Genomic DNA, 26,619 nt, shown 5'->3' on the forward strand with positions numbered 1-26,619 from the left:
CATTCTGAGATTTGGACAGGGCATTTTTCGCCAGCTCCACTGTTTCCGCCAAACCGAGGTTTTCTAGAATTACGCACTGGGTGGATTTGGGCAGCAGAAACGGGTAACTGACTATTGAACGGGTTGAAATTAAATAAATTTTCAGTTCAATAAATGTACAAAATGTGAGTTTGGAGGAACATCGGCGTTGATGGGTAAAAAACAATCTAAATATGCCGCGTGTTTGATAAAAACACCGTAATATAATTTTTTGCGATTTAAATGAAACAGTTTTTCAATTCACGCGGCGCACTACATGCAGGCACGGCCGCCCATGATGATGTATTTTAATTAGGTATATTTTTTTGCATTGTGCATTCATTATAGGGGGCGATCCCCTCATTAATGATTCACCTGATTTGTACCAGCCCTCACACAACCCCAATCACCTGCATTTTATTGTAAAGCCGACCACCATAACGAAATCACTTAAGCAGGAGTTTTTCGCTATGGCCCAAGATTATCATCACGGCGTGCGCGTGCAGGAAATCAACGCAGGCACCCGCACCATTACCACCGTCAGCACTGCCATTGTCGGCATGGTCTGTACGGGGGATGATGCTGACCCCAATACCTTTCCCCTAAACACTCCGGTCTTGTTAACCGATGTCCTTACCGCCAGCGGCAAGGCCGGCGAAACCGGAACGCTATTCCATGCCTTGCGGGCGATTGCCGATCAGGCCAAACCCGTAACCGTAGTGGTGCGTGTCGCCCAGGGCGAAACCGAAGCCGAAACCACGTCCAATATCATTGGCCGCGTCACCGATGAGGGCAAAAAAACCGGCATGCAGGCGTTATTGGCCGCACAAGGTCAGCTGGGTGTTAAGCCGCGTATTCTCGGTGTGCCCGGTCACGATACCCAGCCCGTGGCCGAGGCGCTGGCCGGCATTGCCGAGAAACTGAAAGCCATGGCGTATGTGAGCGCTTATGGCTGCAAAAAAATCGAAGAAGTTATCAACTATCGTAAAAACTTCAAGTATCGTGAGCTGATGCTGATTTGGCCGGACTTCCTGAGCTGGGATACCGTGATCAGCCGTGAAGCTGTTGCTTATGCCACAGCACGGGCATTAGGCTTGCGGGCGAAAATCGACGAGGAAACCGGCTGGCACAAAACCCTGTCCAACGTGGGCGTCAATGGGGTGACCGGCATTTCAGCGGATGTCTTCTGGGATTTACAGGACGTCGCCACCGACGCCAACCTGCTCAACCAGAACGACGTGACCACGCTGATCCGCAAAGACGGATTTCGTTTCTGGGGTTCCCGCACCTGCTCCGATGATCCGCTGTTCCAGTTTGAAAGCTACACCCGCACCGCCCAGGTGCTGGCTGACACGATGGCCGAGGCTCATATGTGGGCTATCGATAAACCGCTGACGCCCTCGCTGGTGCGTGACATTATCGAAGGCATCAACGCCAAGCTGCGTGAACTCAAATCTAACGGCTACCTGATTGACGGCCAATGCTGGTATGACGAAAGCGCCAACAGCAAGGACACCCTGAAAGCCGGCAAGCTCTATATCGACTATAACTACACCCCGGTGCCGCCACTGGAAAACCTGCTGCTGCGCCAGCGCATTACTGACCAGTACCTGATGAACTTCGCCAACAGCATTAACAGCTAAGGGGCTGCATATGGCATTACCACGCAAACTGAAATACTTAAACCTCTTCAATGACGGCAACAATTACGTTGGGATTGTCGAAGAACTGACGTTACCCAAACTGGGTCGCAAGCTCGAAGCCTATCGCGGCGGCGGAATGCCCGGCACGGCGAACGTCGATTTGGGGCTGGATGACGGCGCACTGGATGCCGAATTTACGTTAGGCGGGGTTGACGCCCAGCTCTACAAACAGTGGGGCATTGATAAAGTCGATGGCGTGGCCCTGCGTTTCAATGGCTCTTTCCAGCGTGACGATACCGGCGAAGTGATTGCCATCGAGGTCGTCATGCGCGGGCGATTTTCCGAATTTGACCACGGCAGCTACAAACAGGGTGACAACACCCAGACTAAGGTCAGCGCCAAAAATACTTACTTTAAACTGACGTGGGACGGGGAAGTGCTGGTCGAAATCGACACCGTAAATATGGTGGAAATCGTCGGCGGCGTTGACCGTCTCGAAGCGCATCGCCGTGCTATTGGCCTGTAAATATTAACCTTTTTCATCTGAGGAGCTTTTATCATGACCGAACAAACCCCTGTTACCCTGCCTGAACAGGCCTCCGTCACACTGGAAGAGCCGATTATACGGGGTGCTACCACCATTACGGACGTGATTGTGCGCAAGCCTAACAGTGGTGCCCTGCGCGGTGCCCGCCTGCAAGCCCTGATGGAGATGGACGTAGACTCCATGATGCTGGTGTTACCCCGCGTCACCGCGCCGGCGTTGACCAAAGGCGATTTGCTGCTGATGTCACCGGGCGACCTGATTAACCTGAGTATCGAGGTGGTCAGTTTTTTGCTGCCGAAGTCGGTGAAGTCCGATTTCCAGACCAACTAACCGTTGATGAACTGGTGGCAGACATTGCCACCGTCTTTCACTGGTCGCCTGCCGTAACCGCTGACATGCCCCTGCCGGAGCTGCTGGAATGGCGTTACCGGGCAATGAAGCGGAGTGGTGCCGATGAGTGACCGAAATTTACGCCTGCAAGTGATCTTAAGCGCCGTGGATAAACTGACGCGGCCCTTTAAAGGTGCGCAGGCAGCCAATAAACGGCTGGCGGAGACCCTCAAACAGTCCCGCCAGCAATTGCGGGATCTGAACCAGCAGGCCGGCAGGATTGATGGTTTCCGCAAGACCAAGCGCCAACTGACAGAAACCCAGCAGGCTTACCGCAGCGCGACTGAACGCGTAGCGGCACTGAGCCGTACCCTCAATACCAGCGCCAGCCCGACACAAGCCCAAGTCCGCCAACTCCAGCAAGCCACCAATGCCGCTGCCCAACTCAAGGAAAAAACCCAAGCCTTAAGCCAGTCTCTGCAACGCCAGCGCGATGCCTTGCGCGCCAGCGGGATTGCTACCAACCAGCTTGGGCAGGCGCAGCGGCGCATCCATGCCGATATCAGTCGCACAACCAATGCACTCCAGCAACAACAGCAGCAACTGGAACGGTTGAGTCAACAGGAAAAACGACTGGCGGCAGCTCGTTCTCGCCATCAGAAAATGAAAGATGTGCGCAATCAGATGGCAGGGACAGGTGCCACAGTTATAGCTACAGGTGCTGCCGCGCTTTTGGGTACCAAGCGGGTAATGCTGCCGGGTTATGATTTTGAAGTGGGAATGTCGAATGTACAGGCGTTAACCCGTCTAGATAAGAACGATCCACAATTAAAAGTATTACGGGAGCAGGCACGGCATTTAGGGGCAACAACCAGTTTTACGGCGAATGATGTCGCAGGCGGAATGGGATTTCTGGCAATGGCAGGTTATGACCCTGACAAGATTCAAAAGTCTATGCCTGCCATGTTGGACTTAGCAAAAGCGGCGGGTATGAATGACTCACTGGCTGAGGTGGCTGATATTGCCTCCAATATCCAGAGTGCTTACAAAATTCCCGCCGATGAAATGAAACGAGTTGCGGATGTCCTGACTTACGGTTTTACCACCTCTAACACTGATTTACGTATGTTGGGGGAAACCATGAAATATGTTGGCCCGGCTGCCCAGTCAGCAGGTCAGGATTTTGAGTCGGTGGTAGCTTCTGTTGGGCTATTAGGGAATGTGGGGATACAAGGTTCGCAGGCAGGAACCTCGTTAAGAATGGCGCTGTTGCGTCTGGCTGCTCAGCCCAAAGCGGCCAAGAAGGCGCTCGATGCATTGAATGTTACTATTGCGGACAGCAGTGGAAAAATGCGGGCCATGCCGAAGATACTGTCTGATTTGGAATCTGCTTTTAAAAAACGGGGCATTGGTGGCGTCGGTAATGCGAAGAAAATTGCGTTTGTTAAAGATATTTTTGGGGTTGAAGCCTCATCCGCCATGCTTGAACTACTGGATAAGCAAGGCGAGATAGATCCTGAAAAACGTATTGATGCATATATCAAAAAAATTCATGAGCAGGATAATACGGCCAGTCAGGTGGCTAAAGCGAAAGCCGACAATATGGATGGGGATATCAAAAACCTGCGTTCAGCCTGGGAAGATGTTGGAATTACTTTATATGATTCAGTCAGGGAGCCGTTAAGGGATATTTTTCAGAAAGCCACCGATATTATGCGTTCCATCGGTGAATGGGCTAAGGCTAACCCCGAATTGACTAAAAAATTAGCCATGATTGCCATTGGAGTGGGCGTTATCTTAACAGCCTTTGGGGCGATTACGTTGGCCTTAGCCGCATTGTTAGGGCCGTTAGCTGTCGTTAAGTTTAGTCTGAGCGTGCTGGGTATCAAGGGAGCCGGTTCTGTCCTGAAACTTGGGAAGGCCTTTTCTGCTGTCGGTAAGGTGCTGTCGTGGTTACGGGTGTTGGTGCTGACGAACCCCTTGTTATTGATCATTGGCCTGATTGCTCTGGGCGCCTATCTGATTTGGAAAAACTGGGACAAGCTGGGGCCGTGGTTTAAAAAATTGTGGGATAACATTTCAAACTACGTTTCTACGGCATGGGCCAGCATTAAACAAAAGATCCTGAGCAAGTGGGCCGAAATTAAGGCCGACATTTTAGCCCGATGGGACACCATCAAAACGTACATTTCGAATAAATGGCATGAAATTGTCGAGAACGCCAAGAAACTGCCGGGGCGGTTTAAAAAATTCGGTGCCGATATGATTGAAAAACTGATCAACGGCATTAAAGAAAAATGGAAAGCGTTAAAACAAAATGTCACTGAGCTGGGGGCACAAATTAAGGACGCAGTAACACCGGATTTTGTGAAAGAACAGACGCAAAAGTCGGGCGTGAAACAAGCACTGGATGCCTATAACGACGCCACCCGCCCCCACGCTAACCCCCTCGCCGCCTTTTCCGGTGCCCATGATACCGGCGGTTATATTCCGGCGGGGAAATTTGGCCTGGTCGGTGAATACGGCCCTGAGCTGATAAACGGCCCAGCCCGCGTGACCAGCCGCCGGCAAACGGCGACACTGGCCCGCATGGCCGCTGCCGCGCTGTCGATGGGCGCATCCACGGTCAGCGCCCAACAAGCCCCGTTGCATCCCTACAGTCTGCCGGCCGCCCAATACCAGAGCGCAGGGGTCACGGTGATAAATCAACATCAACGCAGTGAGCGTCCTGCCTGTGAAATCCATATTCACCCCACACCGGCCCAATCGGCGCAGGATATCGCTCAGGCGGTTGCCCGTGAAATGGATCGCCGTGAACAACAACAACGTGCCCGCGCCCGCAGCGCCTTTGCTGACAGAGAGGAGTATTAACGATGATGGCCGCCCTGGGTTTATTTGTTTTTATGCTGAAAACCACCCCCTACCAGAGCCTGCAACACCAGCAGTCTTGGCGCTACGGCTTCAATAACCGGATTGGTGCCCGCCCCGCCTTCCAGTTTATCGGGCCAAACAATGACACCATCACCTTATCCGGTTCGTTATACCCGGAAATCACGGGGGGCCGGTTATCGCTGCTGGCGTTACAACTGATGGCTGACAGTGGCAAAGCCTGGTCATTTCTGGATGGTCAGGGCACCATTTACGGCATGTTTATTATCGAGAGCCTGGATCAGACCAAAACGGAATTCTTTGCCGACGGGGCCGCTAAAAAAATCGACTTTACCGTCACCTTGCGTCGTGTGGATGAAAATCTGGGAAAAATGTTCGGGGATCTGGGTACGCAACTGAACGACCTGAAAATCAGTGCGACCGATATATTAGGCAGCATTAAAACAGCGGCTACCGATAAAATTACAGGATTATTCCCATGATATCATTACCAAAGCTGGACTGGGTAACCGGCAACGCTAACTCGCCTGTCTATGTGCTGAGTGCGGGTGACAGCAATATCAATGCCCGTATCCAGGACAGGTTGATTTCCCTGAGCCTGACCGATAACCGCGGCTTTGAGGCAGATCAGCTCGATATTGAGCTGGATGACAGTGACGGCCTGTTATCGTTGCCACCCCGTGGCACAGAGCTTTCCCTGCATCTGGGCTGGCAGGGCGAAGCACTTATCCATAAGGGCAAGTTTATTGTGGATGAAATCGAATACAGCGGCCCACCGGATAAAGTGACGGTTCGTGCCCGCAGTGCTGATTTTCGGGCGACCCTGAATATCAGCCGTGAGTTGTCCTACCACCAAAAAACCATTAGCGATATTGTGCGCACTATTGCCACGCGTAACAACCTCAAGCCGGAAGTGGAAGAAATACTGGCCGCTATCGCAATAAAGCATATTGATCAGACCAACGAATCCGACGGCAGCTTTTTAACCCGGCTGGCCAAACAGGAGGGAGCTATTGCCGCGGTTAAAAACGGTTACCTGTTGTTTATGCGGCGGGGGCAAAACCAGACAGTGAGTGGCCGCCCGTTGCCAGTGGTTATGATTACCCGTCAGTCGGGGGATAGCTACCGGTTCTCGCTGGCAGACCGCAGCGCCTATACCGGTGTATCGGCCAGTTGGCTGAATACCCGTGAGCCACAGAAAAAAGAGCAGGTCACTGTTAAGCGCAAGCGGCGTCAATCCCACAAGACCAGCCAGCCGAAAAAAGAGGAAAAACAGGGAGAATATCTGGTCGGCAGTGAGGGAAATGTGTTGGTGTTGAAACACACCTATGCCTATAGATCAACGGCTGAGCGTGCCGCAAAAGCGGAATGGGAAAAAATCCAGCGTGGTGTAGCGTCGTTTTCCATTCAACTGGCGAAAGGACGGCCGGAGCTGTTCCCTGAAATGAAAGTTCGGGTGATCGGTTTTAAACCGCAGATTGACCAGGCAGACTGGACATTGGTCACGGTGACGCATACCTTAAATGACAGTGGGTTAACATCATCGTTAGAACTGGAAGTGAAAATTTCGGATGCTGACATGGGCGCTTGATTTGCTATAATCACGCTATTGCCTAACAAAGCTGGCAGTCATTTTCAATAAGGCACCTCATATTATGATGAAATGCCCCCTTTGCCATCATGTTGCACACACTCGCAGCAGTTTTGAACACACCGCCGAAACCAAAGAACGTTACAACCAGTGCCAGAATATCAATTGTGGTGCCACATTCGTCAGTCATGAAACCTTTGTCCGTTGGGTGGCTAAACCCAACTTGATTGAATTCGCCCAGCCCCACCCTACGAATGGTCAACAAACGGTAATGTGTTTTGATAATCCCTGAATAATAAAAAGAGCCTCGACAGTGAGGCTTTTTTTACGTCGCCATTCCGTCGCCACTTTTCTGTTGAATACGATAAAATCACATTGATTAATAATTATTCAAATTTAATGGTTTTTTATTCAATGGAATTTTTTTAAAAATAGGAAAAATCAGGCGTTATCAAGGGCAAAAGGCGGGGCTAAATGATATTGTATAAATAAACAGCGTTGCCAAAGTGCTGCCAATCTGCTGCCAATTTCGAAATTTAATACAATCGCAGAAAGCAAAAAAGCCACCGTAAAGGTGGCCTTTTCTGACTCTAACTCGATGTTTCGCATCAAGTTTTTATTTGGTGCCCAGGGCGGGACTTGAACCCGCACAGCCTTACAGCCGAGGGATTTTAAATCCCTTGTGTCTACCGATTTCACCACCTGGGCTTAATTTGGAGGCGCGTCCCGGAGTCGAACCGAGGTGAACGGATTTGCAATCCGCTGCATGGCCACTCTGCCAACGCGCCTTTTTTGGAGCGGGAAACGAGACTCGAACTCGCGACCCCGACCTTGGCAAGGTCGTGCTCTACCAACTGAGCTATTCCCGCCTTTCTTCGAACTGCTTGATTTACTTAACTTGTTTCGTAAATTTCATGCGCCGTCCGATGCGATGCATTCTACTTACTTCACAAAATGAGTCAACACAATTATTTATAAAACGCGTTCGTTCGATGTTTTTTGCGTCATTTGGATCAACTTTCACGCAAATCATCCCATGCGGCGCTCAAATATTGAAACATTGACCAGAATGTCAAGACCGCAGCAGCATATAATAGGATGAATCCTCCCACTTCGAGTTCAATGCAAGGACGCCATAATAAGGCAACCAATGCCGCCATTTGTGCTGTCGTTTTTATTTTTCCCATCCAAGAAACAGCGACGCTACTGCGTTTTCCCAATTCCGCCATCCACTCACGCAGGGAGGATATAATGATCTCACGGGCAATCATCGTTGCAGCAGGCAGCGTGATCCACCACGTATGGTAATGTTCTGCAATCAGTACCAGCGCAGTAGCCACCATCACTTTATCCGCCACCGGATCAAGAAATGCGCCAAAACGCGTTGTCTGCTTCCACAAACGAGCAAGAAAACCATCAAACCAATCTGTTGCAGCAGCAATAATAAAGATAATGGCACATGCCATCGGTGCCCATTGGAATGGCAAGTAAAATGCCAAAACAAAGAATGGGATTAAGGCAATACGAAATAGAGTAAGCCATGTTGGAATATTTAATTGCATAATGCTTAGTAACTATCTGGCCAAGTTAAGTTTATCAGTATGGTGCATCAATACTTCTAGTGTTTCAACGCATTATAGATTTTTTCTGCCAATGCATAAGAAATAGAAGGTACTTTTGCGATCTCTTCTACACTTGCGTTGCGTAAAGGTTGTAATCCTCCCATATATTTAAGTAACATTTGTCTACGTTTCGGCCCTATACCATCAATCGATTCCAATGTACTGGTCTTTTTCACTTTTTCCCGGCGCTGACGATGTCCTGTAATGGCATGGTTGTGAGATTCATCACGAATATGTTGAATAACGTGTAACGCAGGTGAATCAGGAGGAAGTGCTATCCCCTCCCCTTCCGCTGCAAAGAATAGGGTTTCTAGCCCAGCCTTACGATCACTGCCTTTCGCAACACCAATTAGCTTAGGATACTTTTTATTCCATTCAACCTTCAAAGAATCGAAAACTTCAATCGCACGCGCAAGCTGCCCTTTTCCACCGTCAATAAAGATAATGTCCGGGATTTTTGTCTGATCGATAGCTTTGCTATATCGACGACGCAGGACTTGGCTCATCGCAGCATAATCATCCCCTGGAGTAATACCTGTAATATTATAGCGTCGATATTCTGCACGAACCGGGCCATTAGCATCAAAAACAACACATGATGCAACAGTTTGTTCTCCCATCGTGTGACTGATGTCAAAACATTCCATACGTTGGATTTTTTCAAGGCCGATAAATGCGGTCAGTGATTCTAATCGCTGATGAATTGTCGATTGTTGGGAAAGTTTGGTAAGCAAAGCGGTAGCGGCATTAGTACGTGCTAATTTTAAGTAACGCGCTCTGTCACCTCTTGGCCGTGCCTGGATATAGATTTTTCTGCCCGATATTTCAGCAAGTGATTTTTCCAATAGTTCTTTTTCAGGTAATGCAAAATCCAACAAAATTTCTGTCGGCAATGTCCTGTTTTGGCTTCCCTGAAGATAAAATTGACCAAGGAAAGTTTGCACTACTTCATCTAATTTCGTATCAACCAGAATTTTGGGATAATAACTGCGGCTGCCCAATATCTTGCCCTGACGGATAAATAAGACATGCACACAGGCCATTCCCGCCTCAAAAGCAACGCTAATAACATCAAGATCATCACCTTCTCCAGAAACAAATTGTCGTTCCGTAACTTGCCGTACTGCCTGGATCTGATCGCGATAACGGGCAGCCTCTTCAAACTTAAGCTGTTGACTCGCTTTTTCCATTTTTGTAACCAGCTCATCCAATACTTGCTGATCTTTCCCCGCCAAAAACAAACGGACGTATTCAACTTGCTGCAGATATTCTTCATCTGTTACAAATCCCTTAACACAAGGGGCGAGGCAGTGCCCAATCTGATATTGCAAACAAGGTCTTGAACGATTGCGATACACATTGTCTTCACATTGGCGAATAGGAAATAGTTTCTGCAATAAAGCTAAAGTGTCACGTATTGCATGAGAATTGGGGAATGGGCCGAAGTATTCTCCTTTCGCATGCCTGGCTCCACGATATAAGGTTAAACGGGGATGGATATCACTACTCAAGAAAATATAAGGATAAGATTTATCATCTCTCAGTAATACATTGTAGCGAGGCTGATACAGTTTGATGTAGTTATGTTCGAGCAGGAGCGCCTCTGTCTCTGTGTGGGTAACGGTGACATCTATCTGGACGATATTTTTCACTAATGATTCAGTTTTGCGACTACTAACTTGTGCCCTAAAATAGCTCGATAACCGTTTTTTTAGATCCTTAGCTTTACCGACATAGATCACGGTGCCAGCGATATCATACATGCGGTAGACACCCGGCTGACTGGTAACTGTTTTTAAAAATGCCTTTGAATTAAATAGTTCCGCCATGACTGATCACCCATCAAATCTTATTACCCACTGTGAGTTACCATATTCTGCGCATCAAACAATCCACAGCGTATTGCCATATGGGTCAATTCTACATCACCTTTGATATTTAGTTTACTGAACATCCTATAGCGGTAACTATTCACTGTTTTTGGACTCAGATTAAGCAACTCAGAAATCTCATTAACTTTACGCCCCTGAGTTATCATTGTCATGATCTGCAATTCCCGATCCGAAAGTTCATCCAACGGGTTTTCTTTTGGGGGTGATAACTGGTTGAGTGCCATCTGCTGGGCAATGTCCGAGGAAATGTAACGCTGGCCTGCATAAACCGCCCGAATTGCATTGATCATATCCTGAGGAGCGGCAGCCTTGCTCAAATATCCCCTAATCCCTGCTTGCATCACTTTTGTGGGCAAAGAACTTTCAGTATGGATAGTTAGCATAATCACCCGTGTATCAGGTGAATAACGGATGATTTTTTTAGCCGCCTCCAACCCTCCTATTCCGGGCATTCCCATATCCATCATGACAATATCCGTGCTGTTTGATCTACACCATCTGACTGCATCTTCTCCACTACTGGCTTCCCCTACGACTTTTATCCCTTTTACATCATCAAGGACGCCTTTCACACCAATGCGCACCAGTTCATGGTCATCAACTAATAAAACATTAATCAAACAACATCTCCACTAACGTAATATCCACTATAATGATAAAATTAATAAATCCCAAAACGAAACGAACACGCTGAATTTATCTTTATGATTTTCATAAGATAAATTAACAAAAGATAACAGATTATACTCACATTAGCGCAAAACAGAAAGAAAATTGTTACATATCAATGAAATGTAATAAATATATACCAATCCAACTTCAAGATGCGTGTTATATTTCCCCGCGCAGTGGGGAAATATAAGGCTTCACGTCGTCTTGCGGATTGCAACTTGAAGTTTATCAAGCATATAGCCAATTGATTTCGTTTAATATTTCTTAAAAACATATCTCTATATTATTCATAGCAATCCAGAACAATATGAGGATGATATTTTCCCCCATACTGCAATAATTATTTAAATAAGTTAAGGATATCTGCTTTAGTCAGCATAGGGGTTTTTTCAACAAAGTTATAATATGCTGGCTTGTTGTCCACATAAATTTGGCGAGATAATTTACTTTTATTACTATTATCAAACAATGCAACTGGAACATAATAAGCGCTTGGTTGATGCAGGTGGTAAAAAAGATGTGTGCCGCACCTGTTACAGAAAGCGCGTTCTGCCCATTCGGATGACGAATATGTTGAAATATTTTCAGCTCCTTCTATTTTTAGGTCATCCTTACAGTCCACAGATAAAAATGGACCTCCATTCCATTTTTGGCAATTTTTACAGTGGCATACGTTAATATCTCCAATACCTTGATTGGTTTTTACACTCACCGCACCGCATAAACAATGACCTTTATTCATCATTTAACTCTCTATCTATAATAAATTTATAGGGAAAAATCTTATATCTGAGATTGAGTAAATCTACCACTATATTTCATCAAAAATACCCTATTCACTACAATGATCCTCTAATTTTTAACCATACAAATAAGTTTTGGAAACATCAAATTATGGCTTGATAGCAGAAAATTAAGTTATTTATTTTTTCACATCTTCGTTATCCTCCTCTTCATCATCATCTATGTGCCAGCTATGCAATATTCTGTGGACAAAAGGCGTCACCACCATACCTACTGCGATAAAAAAGATAGCCTGAAGGAATAGTCCATAAACGGCAGCAAAATATTTCCCCAGAGTACTGACGGGTTCAATATGCAAGTTTTGTGTTCCAATCATTGAAACTGAATTTAGTATTGCATCAGGAATAGCATGGCTTTCGATCAAGAAAAAACCCAGTACACCAGGAATAATGCCGATCAGAAAGATAATGAATGCATGCAAAAGAAAGCGCAGTATCCGTAAAAGAAATCGGTCAAAGCTAATTAATTTATCAGTAAATTTTTCCATATCAGATCTCCACTAATAAATTAGTTACCATGGTGATTGTATGTTAGTTTTTATTTTTATCAATGTTCATGAACCGGACATTACTCAATATTCCCTGCCCCAAGAGCACCCCCACAATAGTGATAACAACGCCGATTAGTTGTGGCAAGCTGGGAATATTTCCCATCATTAGCTGTATCATGAGTGCAAACATGGGAACCAAGTTAAAAAATACCGCCGTTTTTCCTGCTCCACGAATAGCAACCCCCATATTCCAAAAAAGATAGGCAACAGTAGAACCACCAATACCTATATAAAAACAGGCCAAATGGCTTTCAAATGTTCCCGAAGATAATGCAGTTATTGGCGATTCCACAAAAATCGCAATAAACGCTAATATGATCGCACCAAAAAGCATTGTCCAGCTCGTAGTCGCCAATGGCGTCGCATCTTTGACAAACACCCGTGTTCCCACTGTGTAAATTGACCAACCAAGACTTCCCATAAAAATGATTATATCGCCGGCTACTATCTGAGAGACACCTCCCAAATTCAATTCACCGTTGGTAATAACCAAAGCAACCCCCAACAAACTGATTGCCATACCAATAACCCGCATCAATCCAGGTAACCGACGATTTATCATCGCTTCCAGAATATTGGCAGAGATAGGCGTCGTTGCCACAATCAAAGCCGCCGTCACTGGATTGGAACTTTGCAGACCAACAAAAAATGCCCCATTAAATCCCGCCACACCAATCGCCCCAAGAATAATAAATGCCCACCAGTTTTGTTTCAAAACCTTGCTGTGAATCCCCTCTTTCCATGCAAAAAAAATGAAAATACAGATAACTGCATAAAAAAAACGCTCAACAGAAGCTGTCCACGGAGGCAAACTCGTAAGTGCAAATTTTGTTATCTGAAAATTTGATCCCCAAAAGAATGTTGCAATTAACGTCAGTGCAATCGCTGACTGTGGGGTTGTTTTCATATTCATTACCCTATCTTGATTTATCTTAAACAAAGTGATCCTTGACAAAATCATTGTGGCACCTTTTAAAATTGAAATATTTAGGCAAAATTGGTAATCAAATTTTCAGAAATGGAAAACAAATCGTGCAATCACTTATTTGGGATGATATTCGAATATTCTTGGCAATCGCGCGAGCAGGGACTATCAGTAAAGCGGCTGAGTTTCTTAGTATTGGAGTGGCAACGGTATCGAGAAAAATCGAACGTCTGGAAAATACTTTCGGAATGCCATTATTTTTGCGGCATCAAACAGGCTATCAACTAACAGAAGATGGCGCAGAACTATTGGAAAAAGCCAAAGCCATGGAGATAGCAGCAAGTTCATTTCTGTTTGAGGCCGATCTACGGGCAACTATTGCAGGCAGTGTACGCCTTGCAACACTCGAAACATTATCCAATTATTTAATTATGCCCAACTTGCCGACCTTACAAAAAAATCATCCAAACCTGACATTAGAAATCACAACGGATAATTACACAGTAAACCTTCACCGCCGTGATGCTGATTTAGCACTTCGTATCATCAGACCGGAGCAAGGCCATGTTAATCTCCGACAACTGGGAACCTTGGGGTTTGGTCTGTATGGCAGCGAAACTTATTTAGCGACCTGCCCCTCCGATATATTCAAAGGTAAATACAACGATGCGCATTTTATTGGCTGGACAAGTGAGTACTCGCAATTTCCTTCCGTTAACTGGCTTAAACAAGTCTTACAAGGACGCTCACTTTCAGTCGCAACAACTTCGATTTGTTCTCAAATTGCGGCAGCAACTGCGGGCCTGGGATTAGCCGTGCTGCCTCATATTGCAGCCAATGGCGCAGGGCTTACGTGTATTTCGCCTGATTTAGGCATAGATAAACCCATCTGGCTTGTTATTCAATCTGATTTGGCCCATTCTCCCAGAATACGGAAAGTGGCAGATTTTCTGGCAGAGGTGGTTTTTCAAAATCAGGATAAACTTTCAGGACGGTCACACCAATCGGGCATACTATAACATTCAGCATGACCAACAGCGGCACACTTGGTTGGATAAGCGATAAGATAGCCATCTAATTTCAATTTGGACTCCTGTCTGATCAATTGCTATCGGCCAGGCTTCCGTTTAAGATTATGTTAAGATGTTAAAGATGAATAAATCTTTAACATCCGATTATATTCGTCTCAATGGGATTGCCTGTTAAAGCAAGTTAATAAATATTCTGATAATAAATTAATTAACTGAAATAGAAGTAAAATAACATGTTAAATATTTAAGTCCTCAAGAGAAATTAACTTATCAGTCTTATGAAATGGATCAAACTGGCAACCCATTCAATCAAGCACTTCGTTCATCAATTTGGCAATTATCTTCAACTGATAAATGGCAGCTTAGATTCCATCAAGGTACGATCCTGCCTGTTTAAGAGAAAAATGGCCCAATATTTGGGCCACCAAAATTAATCAGCAGGATTTTTTTACTTCATGAACAAGGCGAGTTTTACGCTTTTTCACAATCTGAAACCCTATCATTAGAATAATAAACCAAATTGGTGTAGCCACTAACGCCTGGCGGGTATCTGGCTGCAAGGAAAGCAATACCAAAACAAAAGCAAAGAAAACCAAGCATATCCAAGACATTACAATACCAAATGGCATTTTGTACACCGAAGCCAGATGTAGTTCTGGGCGATGCTTTCTATAAACCAGATAAGAACATAAGATCATGCTCCAAATAAACATAAACAGGATCGCAGAAACGGTTGTCACTAGAGTAAAAACCCGCATCACATCGGGGATAAAATAGATCAAAATGACCCCAAAAGAGAGGCACAGACATGTAAAGACCAACCCTGATGCCGGAACCGAACGGCGGGAAAGACGGCTAAACTGCTTTGGTGCATCTCCTTCTTTTGCCAGCCCGAACAACATCCGGCTAGTAGAGAAAACCCCACTATTTGCCGAAGATGCCGCAGAAGTCAAAACCACAAAGTTAACAACGCTGGCAGCAGCAGGCAATCCGATCAAGATAAACAATTCCACGAAAGGACTTTTATCCGCACTGACGGCTCGCCACGGTGTAACTGACATAATGACAATCAGAGCCAATACATAAAACGTGATAATACGGATAGGAATAGCATTAATCGCTTTTGGTAAAGATTTCATCGGATTTTTAGTTTCCGCTGCGGCAGTTCCCACCAACTCAATCCCAACAAAAGCGAATATCGCTATCTGGAACCCGGCAAAAAATCCGCTTAGCCCCATAGGGAACATACCACCATCATTCCAGACATTAGCAAGTGCTGCAACATGCCCTGCTGGTGATTTAAAGTTGATGCCAATCAGAATGCCTCCTGTCACAATCAAGGCAATAATGGCAATAATTTTGATCATGGAAAACCAAAACTCCAGTTCACCAAACAGCTTAACTGTCGCTAGATTCAGAGTTAACAATACCAGAACACACAAAAGCGAAGTTCCCCATTCTGGAAAACCAGGCAGCCAATATCCAACATAAGCAGTGATGGCAACAATATCTGCTATACCAGTAATTACCCAGCAGAACCAATAAGTCCAGCCGACAAAAAAACCGGCCCACGGCCCTAGTAAATCCGCAGAGAAATCGCTAAACGACTTATAGTGCAAATTAGAAAGTAATAACTCTCCCATTGCCCGCATAACAAAAAACAGCATAAAACCGATGATCATATAAACAAAAATGATCGATGGTCCCGCAAGAGAAACTGTTTTGCCTGATCCCATAAACAGGCCAGTACCGATAGCACCACCAATTGCGATTAGTTGTATATGTCGGTTGGTGAGACTTCGCTGCAAGTGCGAACTTTCAGTTTCAGTCGTGTGAGTGGGTTGTATTTTTTCTTCCATAGTTGTATCCAATTTATTCTCACAGCATGGTCTTAATACCCTCAAGCTGTGTTTAATAGAACATTTTGACATAGACAACCGCGCCATTAACAGAAGGATTTCACATGAAAAACAGAGTGATTGTAATTCGACCAATTCGTTAAGAATTTATTGTGCGTATTTTATTCAATTAGTAAAAAAATGGATAATAGGCCATTGACGCCCGGTTAACATTGGAGAATAATTAATCGCGTTGGGTCGTTAGCTCAGTCGGTAGAGCCGTTGACTCTTAATCAATTGGTCGGGAGTTCGAACCCTGTACGACCCACCAAAATTAACAAGGACTTACGCTAATATCGTGAGTCCTTTTATTTTTCAAGGATACCCTTTCAAAGTAGTAGAAAGTATAACGAGTTAATATAATTACTGTACAAAACCAGCAACATACAAGAACAAAAAAACCTTGATCTTAAAAAATGGTTAAATATTGCTCCACTTTTAATCTCAAGGCTCACATCAAAAATTATTCTTTCACAAAATAAATAACGATTAGTGAGTTATTATTACTCTGGTTTATTTCTAACCTTCATTTATTGCAACTCAAATGGGGCATGTTTCATCACAAATGGTTCACAGTGTTTACGGTGCGTGGATGAGTGAAAATAGCGATGACCAAATTAAATTGCTAAATGAAAAACTCGCAATTGCCCCACATGTGCCCCAAGCAATTAATGAAAAATAAATATTTATTTTAAATCAATTGGTTAAACTTCTAAACCTGCATATTCATAATTTCGTGATAGGCACTCACCAGCTTATTCCTTACCTGGATACCCATTTGCAGGGAAATGCTCGATTTTTGCATATTCACCATAACATCATTTAGCTCCACACCGGGTACGCCCAGGGTGAAATCTTGTGCCTGCTTCGTCGCACTCAAGCGGTTTTGGTTTATTTTTTCCACTGCCGTCGTCAGTTGGCTGGCAAAACTGCCTTGTATTGGCATGGGTTTGGCAATGTTTGCTGCTTGGAACGCCTGAACCTGCATCTGTTGCAGTACACCTTCAATTGCCGGAATTGACATAAAAACCTCGCGTTAAATCACCCTATTGATTATGTGATTAAGTGCCATATTAGCCGTAGCCTGGTTGACAGTTTTCCACGACTGCCACCGTAACATAGCCTTTCTAAACTAAAGCGGGTAATTGAAGTAAAAATTCGAAGCTTATTGTGCCATTAAAAGAGGTGTGAACAGCGAATAATGATGGGATTAATAATAGGAAGAATCTTTTCGCTTGCGTATGGGGAGTCTGTTTTGTTACGCCACGCTTTTAGTATTCATGTTGACCAGCAAGGCAAGGATCGTCTATGAGTGCAGCAACAACCGACGTTGAAAACCAAAATAAAGGCTTCAACGCTATTATCAGCAGGATAAAAGCTGATCCAAAAGTTCCGTTATTAGTTGCTGGCGCTGCTGCCATCGCTATTGTTATCGCCCTGTTTCTCTGGTTGCGCAGCCCCGACTATCGGGTGCTTTACAGCAATCTGAGCGATAAGGATGGTGGCGAGATTGTTACGCAATTAACCCAAATGAATATCCCTTACCGTTTTGCCGAGAACGGCGCTGCGCTCATGATACCTACCGATAAGGTGCATGAAACACGTCTGAAACTGGCACAACAAGGATTGCCCAAAGGGGGCACTGCGGGTTTCGAACTCTTGGATAAAGAAAAATTCGGCATCAGCCAGTTCAGTGAGCAGGTCAATTACCAACGTGCGCTGGAAGGTGAGTTGGCTCGCACCGTGGAATCACTTGGCCCAGTCCAGAGCGTCCGTGTCCATCTGGCGCTGCCTAAGCCGTCTTTGTTTGTTCGTGAACAAAAATCGCCCTCAGCCTCGGTGACGGTAGGATTGCTGCAAGGCCGGGTGCTGGATGAAGGGCAAATCAATGCCATCGTGCATATGGTTTCCAGTAGTGTTGCCGGCTTACCGGCAAGCAATGTCACGATTGTGGATCAATCTGGGCGTTTACTGACACAAAGCGATGCAACCAGCCGTGATTTGAATACCACTCAGTTGAAATATACCCAAGAAGTGGAAAACCGTTTCCAACATCGAATTGAAACCATTCTGGCCCCTGTGGTTGGCCGTAGCAACGTTCATGCTCAGGTCACTGCACAAATTGATTTCTCCCGGCGCGAAGAAACAGCTGAAGAATATAAACCTAATCAGCCACCGAATCAGGCTGCTGTCCGTTCTAAGCAGAGCAGCACCAACGAGCAAAGCGGCGGGCCATTAGTCGGTGGCGTACCGGGTGCGTTGTCAAATCAGCCAAGTGCTGCCCCGAGTGCACCAATCGAAAAACCGAACGCAAATGCCAAAAACAACGGTGATGAAAAAACTGACCAACAGCGCAGTAACGCTAACAAAAACAATAGTTACGAGCGTATGTTAAGCAACAACCGCAATAACCGTTATGACGAAACCACTAACTATGAAGTAGATCGCACCATTCGTCATACCCAATTGCAGGCTGGCGCAGTGGAACGCCTTTCGGTTGCCGTTGTGGTCAACTATGCCACCGTGAAGGGAGAGAATGGCCCTGAAACACAAGCGCTGACACCAGAACAGCTATCACAAATCGAAGCATTGACGCGTGAAGCTATGGGCTTCTCTGCTGACCGTGGCGATAGCCTGAATGTGGTTAACACACCGTTCAATGACACCACCGAAGTGATAGAACCTTTGCCGTTCTGGCAGCACCCTGCCCTGCTGGAAAAACTGTTAGAAGCCGGTCGTTGGTTACTGTTGGTACTGGTTGCATGGCTACTGTGGCGTAAGATGGTCGTGCCACAAATCGCTAAAAAACGGGCTGCGGAAAAAGCGGCGCAGGAAGCACAAAAGAAACAACTGAAACAGCATACAGAAACCAGTCCTGAATTGGACGAAAAAATGCGCCGTAACATGGCTCGCCAGCGGGTCAATGTTGAGCTTCAAAGCCAGCGTCTGCGCGAACTTGCAGAAAAAGATCCTCGCGTCGTCGCGCTGGTGATCCGTCAATGGATGAGTAACGAACAATGAGCCTGACAGGAACAGAAAGAAGTGCCGTCATGTTAATGACCCTGGGAGAAGATCAGGCGGCCGAGGTGTTCAAGCACCTGAATTCCCGCGAAGTACAACAACTGAGTGTTGCGATGGCGGGGATGAAACAAGTCTCCAATCAACAACTGGTTGAAGTGCTGGCAGAGTTTGAAGAAGATGCGGGACAATTTACAGCCCTCAGCATCAACGCCAACGACTATCTGCGCAACGTACTGATTAAGGCATTGGGGGAAGAGCGGGCTTCCAGCCTGCTTGAGGATATCCTGGAGTCCCGTGATACCACGACCGGCATCGAAACGCTTAACTTTATGGAGCCACAGATGGCAGCTGATATGATCCGCGATGAACATCCGCAGATCATTGCCACCATTCTGGTTCACCTGAGCCGGGGTCAGGCCGCTGATATCCTCGCCCTGTTTGATGACCGTCTGCGTAACGATGTCATGTTGCGTATCGCTACTTTTGGTGGTGTCCAACCCTCCGCGTTAGCGGAATTGACGGAAGTCCTGAATAACCTGCTGGATGGTCAGAACCTGAAACGCAGCAAGATGGGGGGTATTCGTACAGCGGCAGAAATCATCAACTTGATGAAAAGCCAGCAGGAAGAAGGTGTCATTGACGCCGTTCGTTCCTATGATAACGAACTGGCACAGAAGATCATTGATGAGATGTTCCTGTTCGAAAACCTTATCAGCGTGGACGATCGCAGTATCCAGCGTCTGTTGCAGGAGATTACCACCGATTCCTTGCTGGTGGCATTGAAAGGTTGCGATCAGGCATTGCGCGATCACTTCCTCAATAATATGTCGCAGCGGGCGGCTGAAATCATGCGCGATGATTTGGCAAATCGTGGCCCTGTGCGGATGTCTCAAGTGGAAGCTGAACAGAAAGCCATCCTGCTTGTTGTTCGTCGTCTGGCAGAAAGTGGCGAAATGATCCTAACCGGTGGTGATGATACCTATGTCTGATAAGTCGAATAATGGCAACTGGCGGCCGTGGCAGCCGGGCGAATTGACTCAGTGGGAAACTCTGCGAACAAAACTGGAACCCATAGATGAGAAACAACAGCCAAGCGAACAAGATCGGCTGCGGGAACAAGCAAGAATACTGGACGAGCTAAAAGAGCAGGCGCGTCATGCTGGTCATGCACAGGGTTTTGCAGAAGGCCAGATACAAGGCTATGAACAAGGGGTTCAGGAAGGTCGCCAAGCCGGACTGGAACAAGGTTTGCAGGAAACCAGACAACAACAGCAAGTTATTACTGATCAGTGGAAAGCCTTGCTAACGGACTTTAGCCATTCACTGGATGGGTTGGATACCGTGATTGCTTCCCGCCTGATGCAACTTGCATTGACTGCGGCTCACCATATTCTGGGGCAACCTGCGGTTTGTGATGGCACCGCCCTGCTGAACCAAATCCGCGAATTTATCCAGCAAGAACCTATGTTCAGCGGCAAACCCCAATTGCGTATCCATCCACAAAATATCCCGCTGGTTGAACAGCAACTGGGGGAAGTTTTGGCGCTACACGGCTGGCGTTTAGTTGCGGATAACAAACTGCATCCGGGCGGCTGTAAAGTCAGCGCCGATGAAGGGGATATGGACGCCAGTTTAGCTACCCGCTGGCATGAAATGTGTCGTCTGGCAGCACCGGGAGAATTGTGATGACGGCAAGATTGGGTCGCTGGCTGGCAACGCTGGATTCCTTGGAGAAACGACTGGAAAAAACCCCAAAAGTACGTCGCTATGGACGCCTGACCCGCGCCACAGGCTTGGTACTGGAAGCCATTGGCTTACATATGCCCCTCGGCGCTACCTGCCTGATCGAGCGCCAAAATGGCAACGCCATTGAAGAGGTTGAAAGTGAAGTCGTCGGCTTCAATGGCGAAAAACTGTTGCTGATGCCACTGGAAGAATTGGAAGGCATTGTGCCGGGCGCTCGCGTCTATGCCCGTTCTTATGGCGAAGAGGCGGGTGCCGGACGCCGTTTGCCTCTGGGAGCGGAATTACTCGGCAGGGTTCTGGATGGTGCAGGCCGGCCACTTGATGGTTTACCTGCCCCTGATACAGGTTATCGTGCCCCTTTGACAACGACGCCATTTAATCCCCTGCAAAGAACCCCTATCAGCAATGTATTGGACGTTGGCGTCCGTGCCATTAATGCCCTGCTGACCGTGGGCCGTGGGCAACGTATGGGATTATTTGCCGGCTCCGGCGTCGGTAAAAGTGTGCTGCTTGGTATGATGGCGCGTTATACCCAAGCCGATGTGATCGTTGTGGGATTAATTGGTGAGCGTGGCCGTGAAGTTAAAGACTTTATCGAAAATATTTTGGGTACGGAGGGATTATCCCGCTCAGTCGTTGTTGCCGCTCCCGCCGACGTTTCACCTTTGCTGAGGATGCAAGGTGCCGCTTATGCCACGCGCATCGCCGAAGATTTCCGCGACAGAGGCAAACATGTCTTGTTGATCATGGATTCCCTGACCCGTTACAGCATGGCACAGCGTGAAATTGCGCTGGCTATCGGCGAACCACCGGCAACTAAAGGTTATCCCCCGTCTGTATTTGCCAAGTTACCGGCACTGGTGGAAAGAGCCGGAAATGGTGTCAGTGATGGTGGCTCCATTACGGCATTTTACACCGTGTTGACAGAAGGTGATGACCAGCAAGATCCGATTGCCGATGCGGCGCGAGCCATTCTGGATGGTCATATCGTACTATCACGTTCACTGGCGGAATCGGGGCATTATCCTGCTATTGATATTGAGGCTTCTATCAGTCGTGCCATGACCGCGCTGATCGACAATACCCATTATCGGCGGGTGCAACATTTCAAACAGTTACTTTCCAGCTATCAACGTAACCGAGATTTGATTAACGTCGGCGCATATGCTACAGGCAGTGATCCCCTGCTTGACAGAGCGATTGAGCTTTATCCTCATATGTCCCAATTCCTGCAACAAAGCATTGACGAGCATAGCGAATACGATAAGGCCTGTACTGAGCTTCAACAATTATTGCCAACATAATATTTTACTCAGGGGAAATTAACAGAAAAATACTTTTGCCAAAGGGTATAACGTTTATCGATACGATGCCGATATAACTTTACTATTGATGTCATTCAGTAACGCGTCTGTTTGGTGATTAAAACGAGGAAATACATGCAACAACACTCCCCTCTCAAAACTTTGCGTGAACTTGCCCAAGATGCGGCAGAAAAAGCGGCATCGCAACTTACACAGATTCGGCAAAGTCATCAACAAATGGAACAACAACTCACGGCGTTAATGAATTATCAGGATGAGTATCGTACCCGTCTGAATAACACACTTAGCAATGGTATGTCCTGCTCGACCTGGCAAAATTACCAGCAGTTTATGAAAACGCTGGAAATGGCCATTGAACAGCACAGATTACAACTCAATCAATGGAAAAAACGTCTTGAGCAAGCCATGTCACAATGGCAGGAAAAACAGCAACGCCTGAACGCCTTCGACACTCTGCAACAGCGGGCAGAGCATAATTTGAAGTTACACCAAAATCGCATGGAGCAAAAACAAATGGATGAGTACGCACAACGCGGTGCACAACGGAGAATGAAACAATGAACCTCACTCTTTTGCCTACTGATTTAAAACTCACAGACAAAGGTACGGATAAAAGTCAACCGACTCTGAATAATGCCGTGATCGGTCACCATTCTTCTCAATTTGGGCAACTTCTCAATGCAGAAACAGCCGCTATGCATAAGCCCATTACTCAGGCGGATAAAAATAGTCTGAAAGAGGAAAAATCCACTGCTGATAAAACAGCAGAAAACAACTGGCCGCAATTGGCCGTCGTGTCAGATAACAGTGTAGTCAAGGATAAATCACCGGTAGAAACAGCACCACAAGAAAACAGTGCCAAATTTGCTGTATTAAAAGATGAAGATCTCTTATCAGCCGAAGCATTAAGTGCAGCGATCCCCATCCAGCTTGCCGGGCTGCTTAACTTTCATCCCCATTCCGCGCTTCTTGCTGAAAACTCACAGGGTTTGATGGGCAATGGATCGTTAGAAAATACATTATTGGGGAATTCTTCATCAGAAGATGCCTTACTGAAAAATGAATGGCTGGATAGCGAAGGCAGCACGGTTGACACACTTTTGGACAGAAATACCGAAATTAGCCGGCTAACTGACACCAACCTTGCTGAACAATCTAAAGTCAGTGAACAAGATAAAGGCATTCAGCTTTCTGCTAAACAGGATATCCCCCTGAATACTAAGACAGAAGACTCTGCCAATCTTCAATCTGAATTGGCACCGCTGGCCGGACAAATCAGACAGGCCGCTAATCACTTTGCCACCCATAACAAAACCGAATCTGAACATACTCTTAAAAACACCGATTCAGGCAATAGCAAAGAGTCAAATCTGCTCCAGATGGCCAGTCAGGCCGGCCTTGCCTTAACAACCTCCACGACAGAAACAACGTCTATCGACTCACCGATGGTATTGGCAACCCCTTCCCTATTTTCAGTAGGGCAACACCCGACAGGGCAATTTCCGCTGAACAGTGCAACAACACCTTTATTAAATGCTCACCCTGGCAGTGAAGAGTGGCAACAACAACTCAATCAACATGTGCTGTTTTTTAATCGTAATGGATTGCAACAGGCTGAACTCCGCTTACATCCTCAAGAGCTGGGGGCGCTGCATATCCGTATGAACGTTGAAGACAATCAGGCTCACTTACATTTTGTTTCCGCCCATCAGAATGTTCGTGCGGCGCTGGAAGCCGCATTACCCGGATTACGCCATGCACTGGCTGAAAATGGCATTCAACTGGCGCAAAGCAGCATTAACAGCAATGCTCAGGGAAGCGGGCAGCAAGAGCACTTGGCTCATGATCATGCCAATAACCCGAACAGCCATTCCAATCCCCATGCTGAAACGCAAGCGTCTGGTTTAGCGGCCGCGACAGGGAGCACAGCCTCTCAGATATCAGCCATCAGGGTAACCCCTCAGCAACTCACCTCGATCCGAGGAGGCATTGATACTTTCGCCTGATTATTCACCTAAATATTAAGCCTAATTTCGTGAGGCATCGGAATAAAACGAAAATGGATCGATAACAAACGTGCGAGTTAATGGTTTTTTCCTCGTTTGTTCCAGCCATTGCCGGAACAAAGACGCGGGATAATTGATATCGATTTTGATGGATAGGGACTCCGCCACGGAATGAGCGGTGACTTATTTGCAACAGAAAACAGGAATTTATCTGTCCATGTCTGATTATAGCTACGAGCATAAACGCAAAAATCCAATTTGGATGATACTGTTAATACTGATTGCTGTTCTTGGTGTTGCCATCGGAGGGTATAGCTGGTGGGTAATGAACCAGTCAACCAACAACAGTTCAGAAAAAACCAAGGTCATTGACGCCCCCGTATTTATGACTCTGGAACCATTTACCGTCAATTTGATCGACAACGAAGCGCATTTCGATCGTGTGCTGTACGTTGGCATCACATTGCGTTTGACTGACGAGAAAACCCGTCAGCGATTTCATGCATATCTGCCCGAAGTTCGTAGTCGTATGTTGCTGCTATTATCTCGTCAGAAAGCGGCTGATCTGGCAAAAGATGACGGTAAGATGCGTTTGGTAGCAGATATCAAACAGGCACTACACCCGACACTAATACCCGGTGAACCCGATCAGGAAATCACCGATGTGTTATTTACCACGTTTATTCTGCGATAATCACAATGAGCGACAATATTCTTTCACAAGCAGAGATCGATGCTCTGCTCAATGGTGACAGTGCCTCTGCGGATGACGCAGAACAAGCTGCGTCCCAAGAAAGTGAGGTTCGCCCTTACGATCCCAATACCCAACGCCGTGTTGTACGCGAGCGTTTGCAGTCACTGGAAATCATCAACGAACGTTTTGCCCGCCAGTTCAGGATGGGATTGTTTAACATGCTGCGCCGTAGCCCGGATATTACGGTCGGCGCTATCAAAGTTCAGCCTTACCTCGAATTTGCCCGCAATTTGGCGGTGCCAACCAACCTCAATCTGGTTCACCTGAAACCATTGAGGGGCACTGCACTATTCGCTTTCGAGCCTAGCTTAGTTTATATCGCTGTTGATAACCTGTTTGGCGGGGATGGCCGTTTTCCAACCAAAGTGGAAGGTCGTGAATTTACCCATACCGAACAACGGATCATTAACCGGATGCTAAAACTGGCACTGGATGCCTATCGTGACGCCTGGGATTCCATCTTTAAACTTGAAGTGGAATACGTGCGTTCCGAGACGCAGGTGAAATTCACCAATATCACCACTTCACCGAATGACATCGTGGTGACTACCCCGTTCCAGGTAGAGATCGGGGCATTGACCGGGGAATTCAATATCTGTATTCCATTCGCCATGATCGAACCGCTGCGCGAGCGCCTGACCAATCCCCCTGTGGAAAATGTACGTCAGGAAGAGAGCCAGTGGCGTGAAAGTTTAGTGAAGCAAGTTCAACATTCAGAATTAGAGCTGGTGGCAAACTTTGTTGATATTCCTCTGCGGCTGTCAAAAATCCTTCAATTGAAAAGAGGCGATATCTTGCCGATTGAAAAACCTGAACGCCTGATCGTTCACGTTGATGGTGTGCCTGTGCTCACCAGTCAATATGGAACACTAAACGGGCAATATGCCCTGCGTGTTGAACACCTGATTAACCCTGTTTTAACTGCTCTGGATGAGGAAAAGCCCAATGAGTGATGCTAAACAACCTACAGATACCAGCTCGACTGAAGATATGTGGGCGGAAGCGCTGGAACAACAGGCCGCACAGCAAACCTCTGACGGCGGCGCATCAATATTTGAGAACCTGGAAGCGCAGGATGCGTTGGCCCAACTTTCCGATATTGATTTGATCATGGATATTCCGGTCAAGCTCTCTGTCGAGCTAGGCCGTACTAAAATGACCATCAAACAACTGTTGAGACTGTCACAAGGCTCAGTTGTTCCTCTTGATGGTTTAGCGGGGGAACCATTGGATATTCTGATTAATGGTTATTTGATCGCGCAGGGAGAAGTGGTTGTCGTATCGGATAAATACGGTATCCGTATTACAGATATCATCACGCCTTCTGAGCGTATGCGTCGCTTGAGTCGTTAACT

At 46.6% G+C, this 26,619-nt stretch carries 26 protein-coding genes and 4 tRNA genes; 19 read left to right on the forward strand and 11 right to left on the reverse strand.

Annotated elements, in window-relative coordinates:
- The first annotated feature begins 488 nt into the window (after positions 1-488).
- The 8 genes from AAY47_RS05950 to AAY47_RS05980 all read left to right on the forward strand — a co-directional run bounded on the left by AAY47_RS05950 (position 489) and on the right by AAY47_RS05980 (position 7,310).
- Positions 489-1,661 carry a phage tail sheath protein gene (locus tag AAY47_RS05950; RefSeq protein ID WP_047767862.1) on the forward strand — a complete coding sequence of 391 codons (1,173 nt, stop codon included), beginning with the start codon at positions 489-491 and terminating at the stop codon, positions 1,659-1,661.
- 10 nt (positions 1,662-1,671) lie between these two features.
- Entirely contained in the window at positions 1,672-2,187 is a 516-nt protein-coding gene (locus tag AAY47_RS05955; RefSeq protein ID WP_047767864.1) for a phage major tail tube protein, read from the forward strand.
- Between the two features lie 33 nt (positions 2,188-2,220).
- Entirely contained in the window at positions 2,221-2,538 is a 318-nt protein-coding gene (locus AAY47_RS05960) for a phage tail assembly protein (RefSeq protein WP_047767867.1), read from the forward strand.
- Positions 2,539-2,552: 14 nt separating this feature from the next.
- The gene (locus AAY47_RS20470) at positions 2,553-2,669 is read left to right on the forward strand and encodes a GpE family phage tail protein (protein ID WP_072161182.1); all 117 of its coding nucleotides are present in this window, start codon (positions 2,553-2,555) and stop codon (positions 2,667-2,669) included.
- On the forward strand, positions 2,662-5,409 hold the full coding sequence (locus tag AAY47_RS05965) for a phage tail tape measure protein (RefSeq protein WP_047767869.1): 2,748 nt from the start codon (positions 2,662-2,664) through the stop codon (positions 5,407-5,409). The genes AAY47_RS20470 and AAY47_RS05965 overlap by 8 nt, the downstream gene beginning before the upstream one ends.
- Before the next feature lie 2 nt (positions 5,410-5,411).
- Entirely contained in the window at positions 5,412-5,909 is a 498-nt protein-coding gene (locus AAY47_RS05970) for a phage tail protein (RefSeq protein ID WP_047767871.1), read from the forward strand.
- Positions 5,906-7,018 (forward strand): phage late control D family protein, encoded by a 1,113-nt coding sequence (locus AAY47_RS05975; protein ID WP_047767873.1) that lies wholly within the window; start codon positions 5,906-5,908, stop codon positions 7,016-7,018. The genes AAY47_RS05970 and AAY47_RS05975 overlap by 4 nt, the downstream gene beginning before the upstream one ends.
- Positions 7,019-7,082: 64 nt before the next feature.
- On the forward strand, positions 7,083-7,310 hold the full coding sequence (locus AAY47_RS05980) for an ogr/Delta-like zinc finger family protein (RefSeq protein WP_047767876.1): 228 nt from the start codon (positions 7,083-7,085) through the stop codon (positions 7,308-7,310).
- Between the two features lie 329 nt (positions 7,311-7,639).
- Here the strand turns inward: AAY47_RS05980 and AAY47_RS05990 are convergent.
- The 9 genes from AAY47_RS05990 to AAY47_RS06030 all read right to left on the reverse strand — a co-directional run bounded on the left by AAY47_RS05990 (position 7,640) and on the right by AAY47_RS06030 (position 13,465).
- Positions 7,640-7,726 (reverse strand) — tRNA-Leu (locus tag AAY47_RS05990).
- A 6-nt stretch (positions 7,727-7,732) separates the two neighbouring features.
- Positions 7,733-7,806 (reverse strand) — tRNA-Cys (locus AAY47_RS05995).
- Between the two features lie 5 nt (positions 7,807-7,811).
- Positions 7,812-7,887: transfer RNA gene (locus AAY47_RS06000), tRNA-Gly, on the reverse strand.
- Positions 7,888-8,031: 144 nt separating this feature from the next.
- Positions 8,032-8,580, reverse strand: coding sequence for a CDP-diacylglycerol--glycerol-3-phosphate 3-phosphatidyltransferase (gene pgsA, locus AAY47_RS06005; protein WP_047767881.1), 549 nt, complete (start codon positions 8,578-8,580; stop codon positions 8,032-8,034).
- Positions 8,581-8,636: 56 nt separating this feature from the next.
- The gene (gene uvrC / locus AAY47_RS06010) at positions 8,637-10,469 is read right to left on the reverse strand and encodes an excinuclease ABC subunit UvrC (RefSeq protein ID WP_047767883.1); all 1,833 of its coding nucleotides are present in this window, start codon (positions 10,467-10,469) and stop codon (positions 8,637-8,639) included.
- 23 nt (positions 10,470-10,492) lie between these two features.
- Positions 10,493-11,152 (reverse strand): UvrY/SirA/GacA family response regulator transcription factor, encoded by a 660-nt coding sequence (gene uvrY / locus AAY47_RS06015; protein ID WP_047767885.1) that lies wholly within the window; start codon positions 11,150-11,152, stop codon positions 10,493-10,495.
- Between the two features lie 392 nt (positions 11,153-11,544).
- The gene (locus AAY47_RS06020; RefSeq protein ID WP_047768006.1) at positions 11,545-11,946 is read right to left on the reverse strand and encodes a GFA family protein; all 402 of its coding nucleotides are present in this window, start codon (positions 11,944-11,946) and stop codon (positions 11,545-11,547) included.
- Positions 11,947-12,126: 180 nt separating this feature from the next.
- A complete protein-coding gene (locus AAY47_RS06025; RefSeq protein ID WP_047767887.1) occupies positions 12,127-12,495 on the reverse strand; it encodes a hypothetical protein in 369 nt (122 codons plus the stop codon).
- Positions 12,496-12,538: 43 nt separating this feature from the next.
- Positions 12,539-13,465, reverse strand: a complete 927-nt coding sequence (locus tag AAY47_RS06030; protein ID WP_047768007.1) for a DMT family transporter — start codon at positions 13,463-13,465, stop codon at positions 12,539-12,541.
- Positions 13,466-13,590: 125 nt separating this feature from the next.
- On the opposite strand from AAY47_RS06030, the gene AAY47_RS06035 reads away from it, so the two are divergent.
- Positions 13,591-14,502, forward strand: coding sequence for a LysR family transcriptional regulator (locus AAY47_RS06035; RefSeq protein ID WP_235428300.1), 912 nt, complete (start codon positions 13,591-13,593; stop codon positions 14,500-14,502).
- Between the two features lie 446 nt (positions 14,503-14,948).
- On the opposite strand, the gene cycA is transcribed toward AAY47_RS06035, so the two are convergent.
- Complete coding sequence (gene cycA, locus AAY47_RS06040) at positions 14,949-16,373, reverse strand: D-serine/D-alanine/glycine transporter (protein WP_047767888.1); 1,425 nt, start codon at positions 16,371-16,373, stop codon at positions 14,949-14,951.
- A gap of 234 nt (positions 16,374-16,607) precedes the next feature.
- Here cycA and AAY47_RS06045 point away from each other — a divergent pair.
- Positions 16,608-16,683 (forward strand) — tRNA-Lys (locus tag AAY47_RS06045).
- Between the two features lie 441 nt (positions 16,684-17,124).
- On the opposite strand, the gene fliE is transcribed toward AAY47_RS06045, so the two are convergent.
- The gene (gene fliE, locus AAY47_RS06050; RefSeq protein ID WP_047767890.1) at positions 17,125-17,436 is read right to left on the reverse strand and encodes a flagellar hook-basal body complex protein FliE; all 312 of its coding nucleotides are present in this window, start codon (positions 17,434-17,436) and stop codon (positions 17,125-17,127) included.
- A 284-nt stretch (positions 17,437-17,720) separates the two neighbouring features.
- Here fliE and fliF point away from each other — a divergent pair, with 284 nt between their 5' ends.
- From fliF to fliN, 9 genes are all read left to right on the forward strand, one after another.
- Complete coding sequence (gene fliF, locus AAY47_RS06055; RefSeq protein ID WP_047767892.1) at positions 17,721-19,433, forward strand: flagellar basal-body MS-ring/collar protein FliF; 1,713 nt, start codon at positions 17,721-17,723, stop codon at positions 19,431-19,433.
- Complete coding sequence (gene fliG, locus AAY47_RS06060) at positions 19,430-20,422, forward strand: flagellar motor switch protein FliG (protein WP_047767894.1); 993 nt, start codon at positions 19,430-19,432, stop codon at positions 20,420-20,422. The genes fliF and fliG overlap by 4 nt, the downstream gene beginning before the upstream one ends.
- On the forward strand, positions 20,415-21,119 hold the full coding sequence (fliH, locus tag AAY47_RS06065; RefSeq protein ID WP_047767896.1) for a flagellar assembly protein FliH: 705 nt from the start codon (positions 20,415-20,417) through the stop codon (positions 21,117-21,119). The genes fliG and fliH overlap by 8 nt, the downstream gene beginning before the upstream one ends.
- A complete protein-coding gene (gene fliI, locus AAY47_RS06070; RefSeq protein ID WP_047767898.1) occupies positions 21,119-22,483 on the forward strand; it encodes a flagellar protein export ATPase FliI in 1,365 nt (454 codons plus the stop codon). The genes fliH and fliI overlap by 1 nt, the downstream gene beginning before the upstream one ends.
- Before the next feature lie 135 nt (positions 22,484-22,618).
- Complete coding sequence (fliJ, locus tag AAY47_RS06075) at positions 22,619-23,065, forward strand: flagellar export protein FliJ (protein WP_047767900.1); 447 nt, start codon at positions 22,619-22,621, stop codon at positions 23,063-23,065.
- Positions 23,062-24,510: a flagellar hook-length control protein FliK gene (locus tag AAY47_RS06080; RefSeq protein ID WP_047767902.1), complete on the forward strand. Its 1,449-nt coding sequence runs from the start codon at positions 23,062-23,064 to the stop codon at positions 24,508-24,510. The genes fliJ and AAY47_RS06080 overlap by 4 nt, the downstream gene beginning before the upstream one ends.
- Before the next feature lie 217 nt (positions 24,511-24,727).
- Positions 24,728-25,204, forward strand: coding sequence for a flagellar basal body-associated protein FliL (gene fliL, locus AAY47_RS06085; RefSeq protein WP_047768011.1), 477 nt, complete (start codon positions 24,728-24,730; stop codon positions 25,202-25,204).
- Positions 25,205-25,209: 5 nt separating this feature from the next.
- Positions 25,210-26,217 (forward strand): flagellar motor switch protein FliM, encoded by a 1,008-nt coding sequence (fliM, locus tag AAY47_RS06090; protein WP_047767903.1) that lies wholly within the window; start codon positions 25,210-25,212, stop codon positions 26,215-26,217.
- On the forward strand, positions 26,210-26,617 hold the full coding sequence (fliN, locus tag AAY47_RS06095; RefSeq protein ID WP_047767905.1) for a flagellar motor switch protein FliN: 408 nt from the start codon (positions 26,210-26,212) through the stop codon (positions 26,615-26,617). The genes fliM and fliN overlap by 8 nt, the downstream gene beginning before the upstream one ends.
- Positions 26,618-26,619: the final 2 nt, after the last annotated feature.

The sequence above is a fragment of the Xenorhabdus griffiniae genome (genome assembly GCF_001028135.1).
Classification (GTDB): Bacteria; Pseudomonadota; Gammaproteobacteria; order Enterobacterales; family Enterobacteriaceae; genus Xenorhabdus; species Xenorhabdus bakwenae.

Bases quoted from the DNA above. Each gene is read 5' to 3' on its own strand.
- AAY47_RS05950 (WP_047767862.1), top strand. From the start codon at position 489: ATGGCCCAAGATTATCATCACGGCGTGCGCGTGCAGGAAATCAACGCA.
- AAY47_RS05955 (WP_047767864.1), top strand. From the start codon at position 1,672: ATGGCATTACCACGCAAACTGAAATACTTAAACCTCTTCAATGACGGC.
- AAY47_RS05960 (WP_047767867.1), top strand. From the start codon at position 2,221: ATGACCGAACAAACCCCTGTTACCCTGCCTGAACAGGCCTCCGTCACA.
- AAY47_RS05965 (WP_047767869.1), top strand. From the start codon at position 2,662: ATGAGTGACCGAAATTTACGCCTGCAAGTGATCTTAAGCGCCGTGGAT.
- AAY47_RS05970 (WP_047767871.1), top strand. From the start codon at position 5,412: ATGATGGCCGCCCTGGGTTTATTTGTTTTTATGCTGAAAACCACCCCC.
- AAY47_RS05975 (WP_047767873.1), top strand. From the start codon at position 5,906: ATGATATCATTACCAAAGCTGGACTGGGTAACCGGCAACGCTAACTCG.
- AAY47_RS05980 (WP_047767876.1), top strand. From the start codon at position 7,083: ATGATGAAATGCCCCCTTTGCCATCATGTTGCACACACTCGCAGCAGT.
- pgsA (WP_047767881.1), bottom strand. From the start codon at position 8,580: ATGCAATTAAATATTCCAACATGGCTTACTCTATTTCGTATTGCCTTA.
- uvrC (WP_047767883.1), bottom strand. From the start codon at position 10,469: ATGGCGGAACTATTTAATTCAAAGGCATTTTTAAAAACAGTTACCAGT.
- AAY47_RS06020 (WP_047768006.1), bottom strand. From the start codon at position 11,946: ATGAATAAAGGTCATTGTTTATGCGGTGCGGTGAGTGTAAAAACCAAT.
- AAY47_RS06025 (WP_047767887.1), bottom strand. From the start codon at position 12,495: ATGGAAAAATTTACTGATAAATTAATTAGCTTTGACCGATTTCTTTTA.
- AAY47_RS06030 (WP_047768007.1), bottom strand. From the start codon at position 13,465: ATGAAAACAACCCCACAGTCAGCGATTGCACTGACGTTAATTGCAACA.
- cycA (WP_047767888.1), bottom strand. From the start codon at position 16,373: ATGGAAGAAAAAATACAACCCACTCACACGACTGAAACTGAAAGTTCG.
- fliE (WP_047767890.1), bottom strand. From the start codon at position 17,436: ATGTCAATTCCGGCAATTGAAGGTGTACTGCAACAGATGCAGGTTCAG.
- fliF (WP_047767892.1), top strand. From the start codon at position 17,721: ATGAGTGCAGCAACAACCGACGTTGAAAACCAAAATAAAGGCTTCAAC.
- fliG (WP_047767894.1), top strand. From the start codon at position 19,430: ATGAGCCTGACAGGAACAGAAAGAAGTGCCGTCATGTTAATGACCCTG.
- fliH (WP_047767896.1), top strand. From the start codon at position 20,415: ATGTCTGATAAGTCGAATAATGGCAACTGGCGGCCGTGGCAGCCGGGC.
- fliI (WP_047767898.1), top strand. From the start codon at position 21,119: ATGACGGCAAGATTGGGTCGCTGGCTGGCAACGCTGGATTCCTTGGAG.
- fliJ (WP_047767900.1), top strand. From the start codon at position 22,619: ATGCAACAACACTCCCCTCTCAAAACTTTGCGTGAACTTGCCCAAGAT.
- AAY47_RS06080 (WP_047767902.1), top strand. From the start codon at position 23,062: ATGAACCTCACTCTTTTGCCTACTGATTTAAAACTCACAGACAAAGGT.
- fliL (WP_047768011.1), top strand. From the start codon at position 24,728: ATGTCTGATTATAGCTACGAGCATAAACGCAAAAATCCAATTTGGATG.
- fliM (WP_047767903.1), top strand. From the start codon at position 25,210: ATGAGCGACAATATTCTTTCACAAGCAGAGATCGATGCTCTGCTCAAT.
- fliN (WP_047767905.1), top strand. From the start codon at position 26,210: ATGAGTGATGCTAAACAACCTACAGATACCAGCTCGACTGAAGATATG.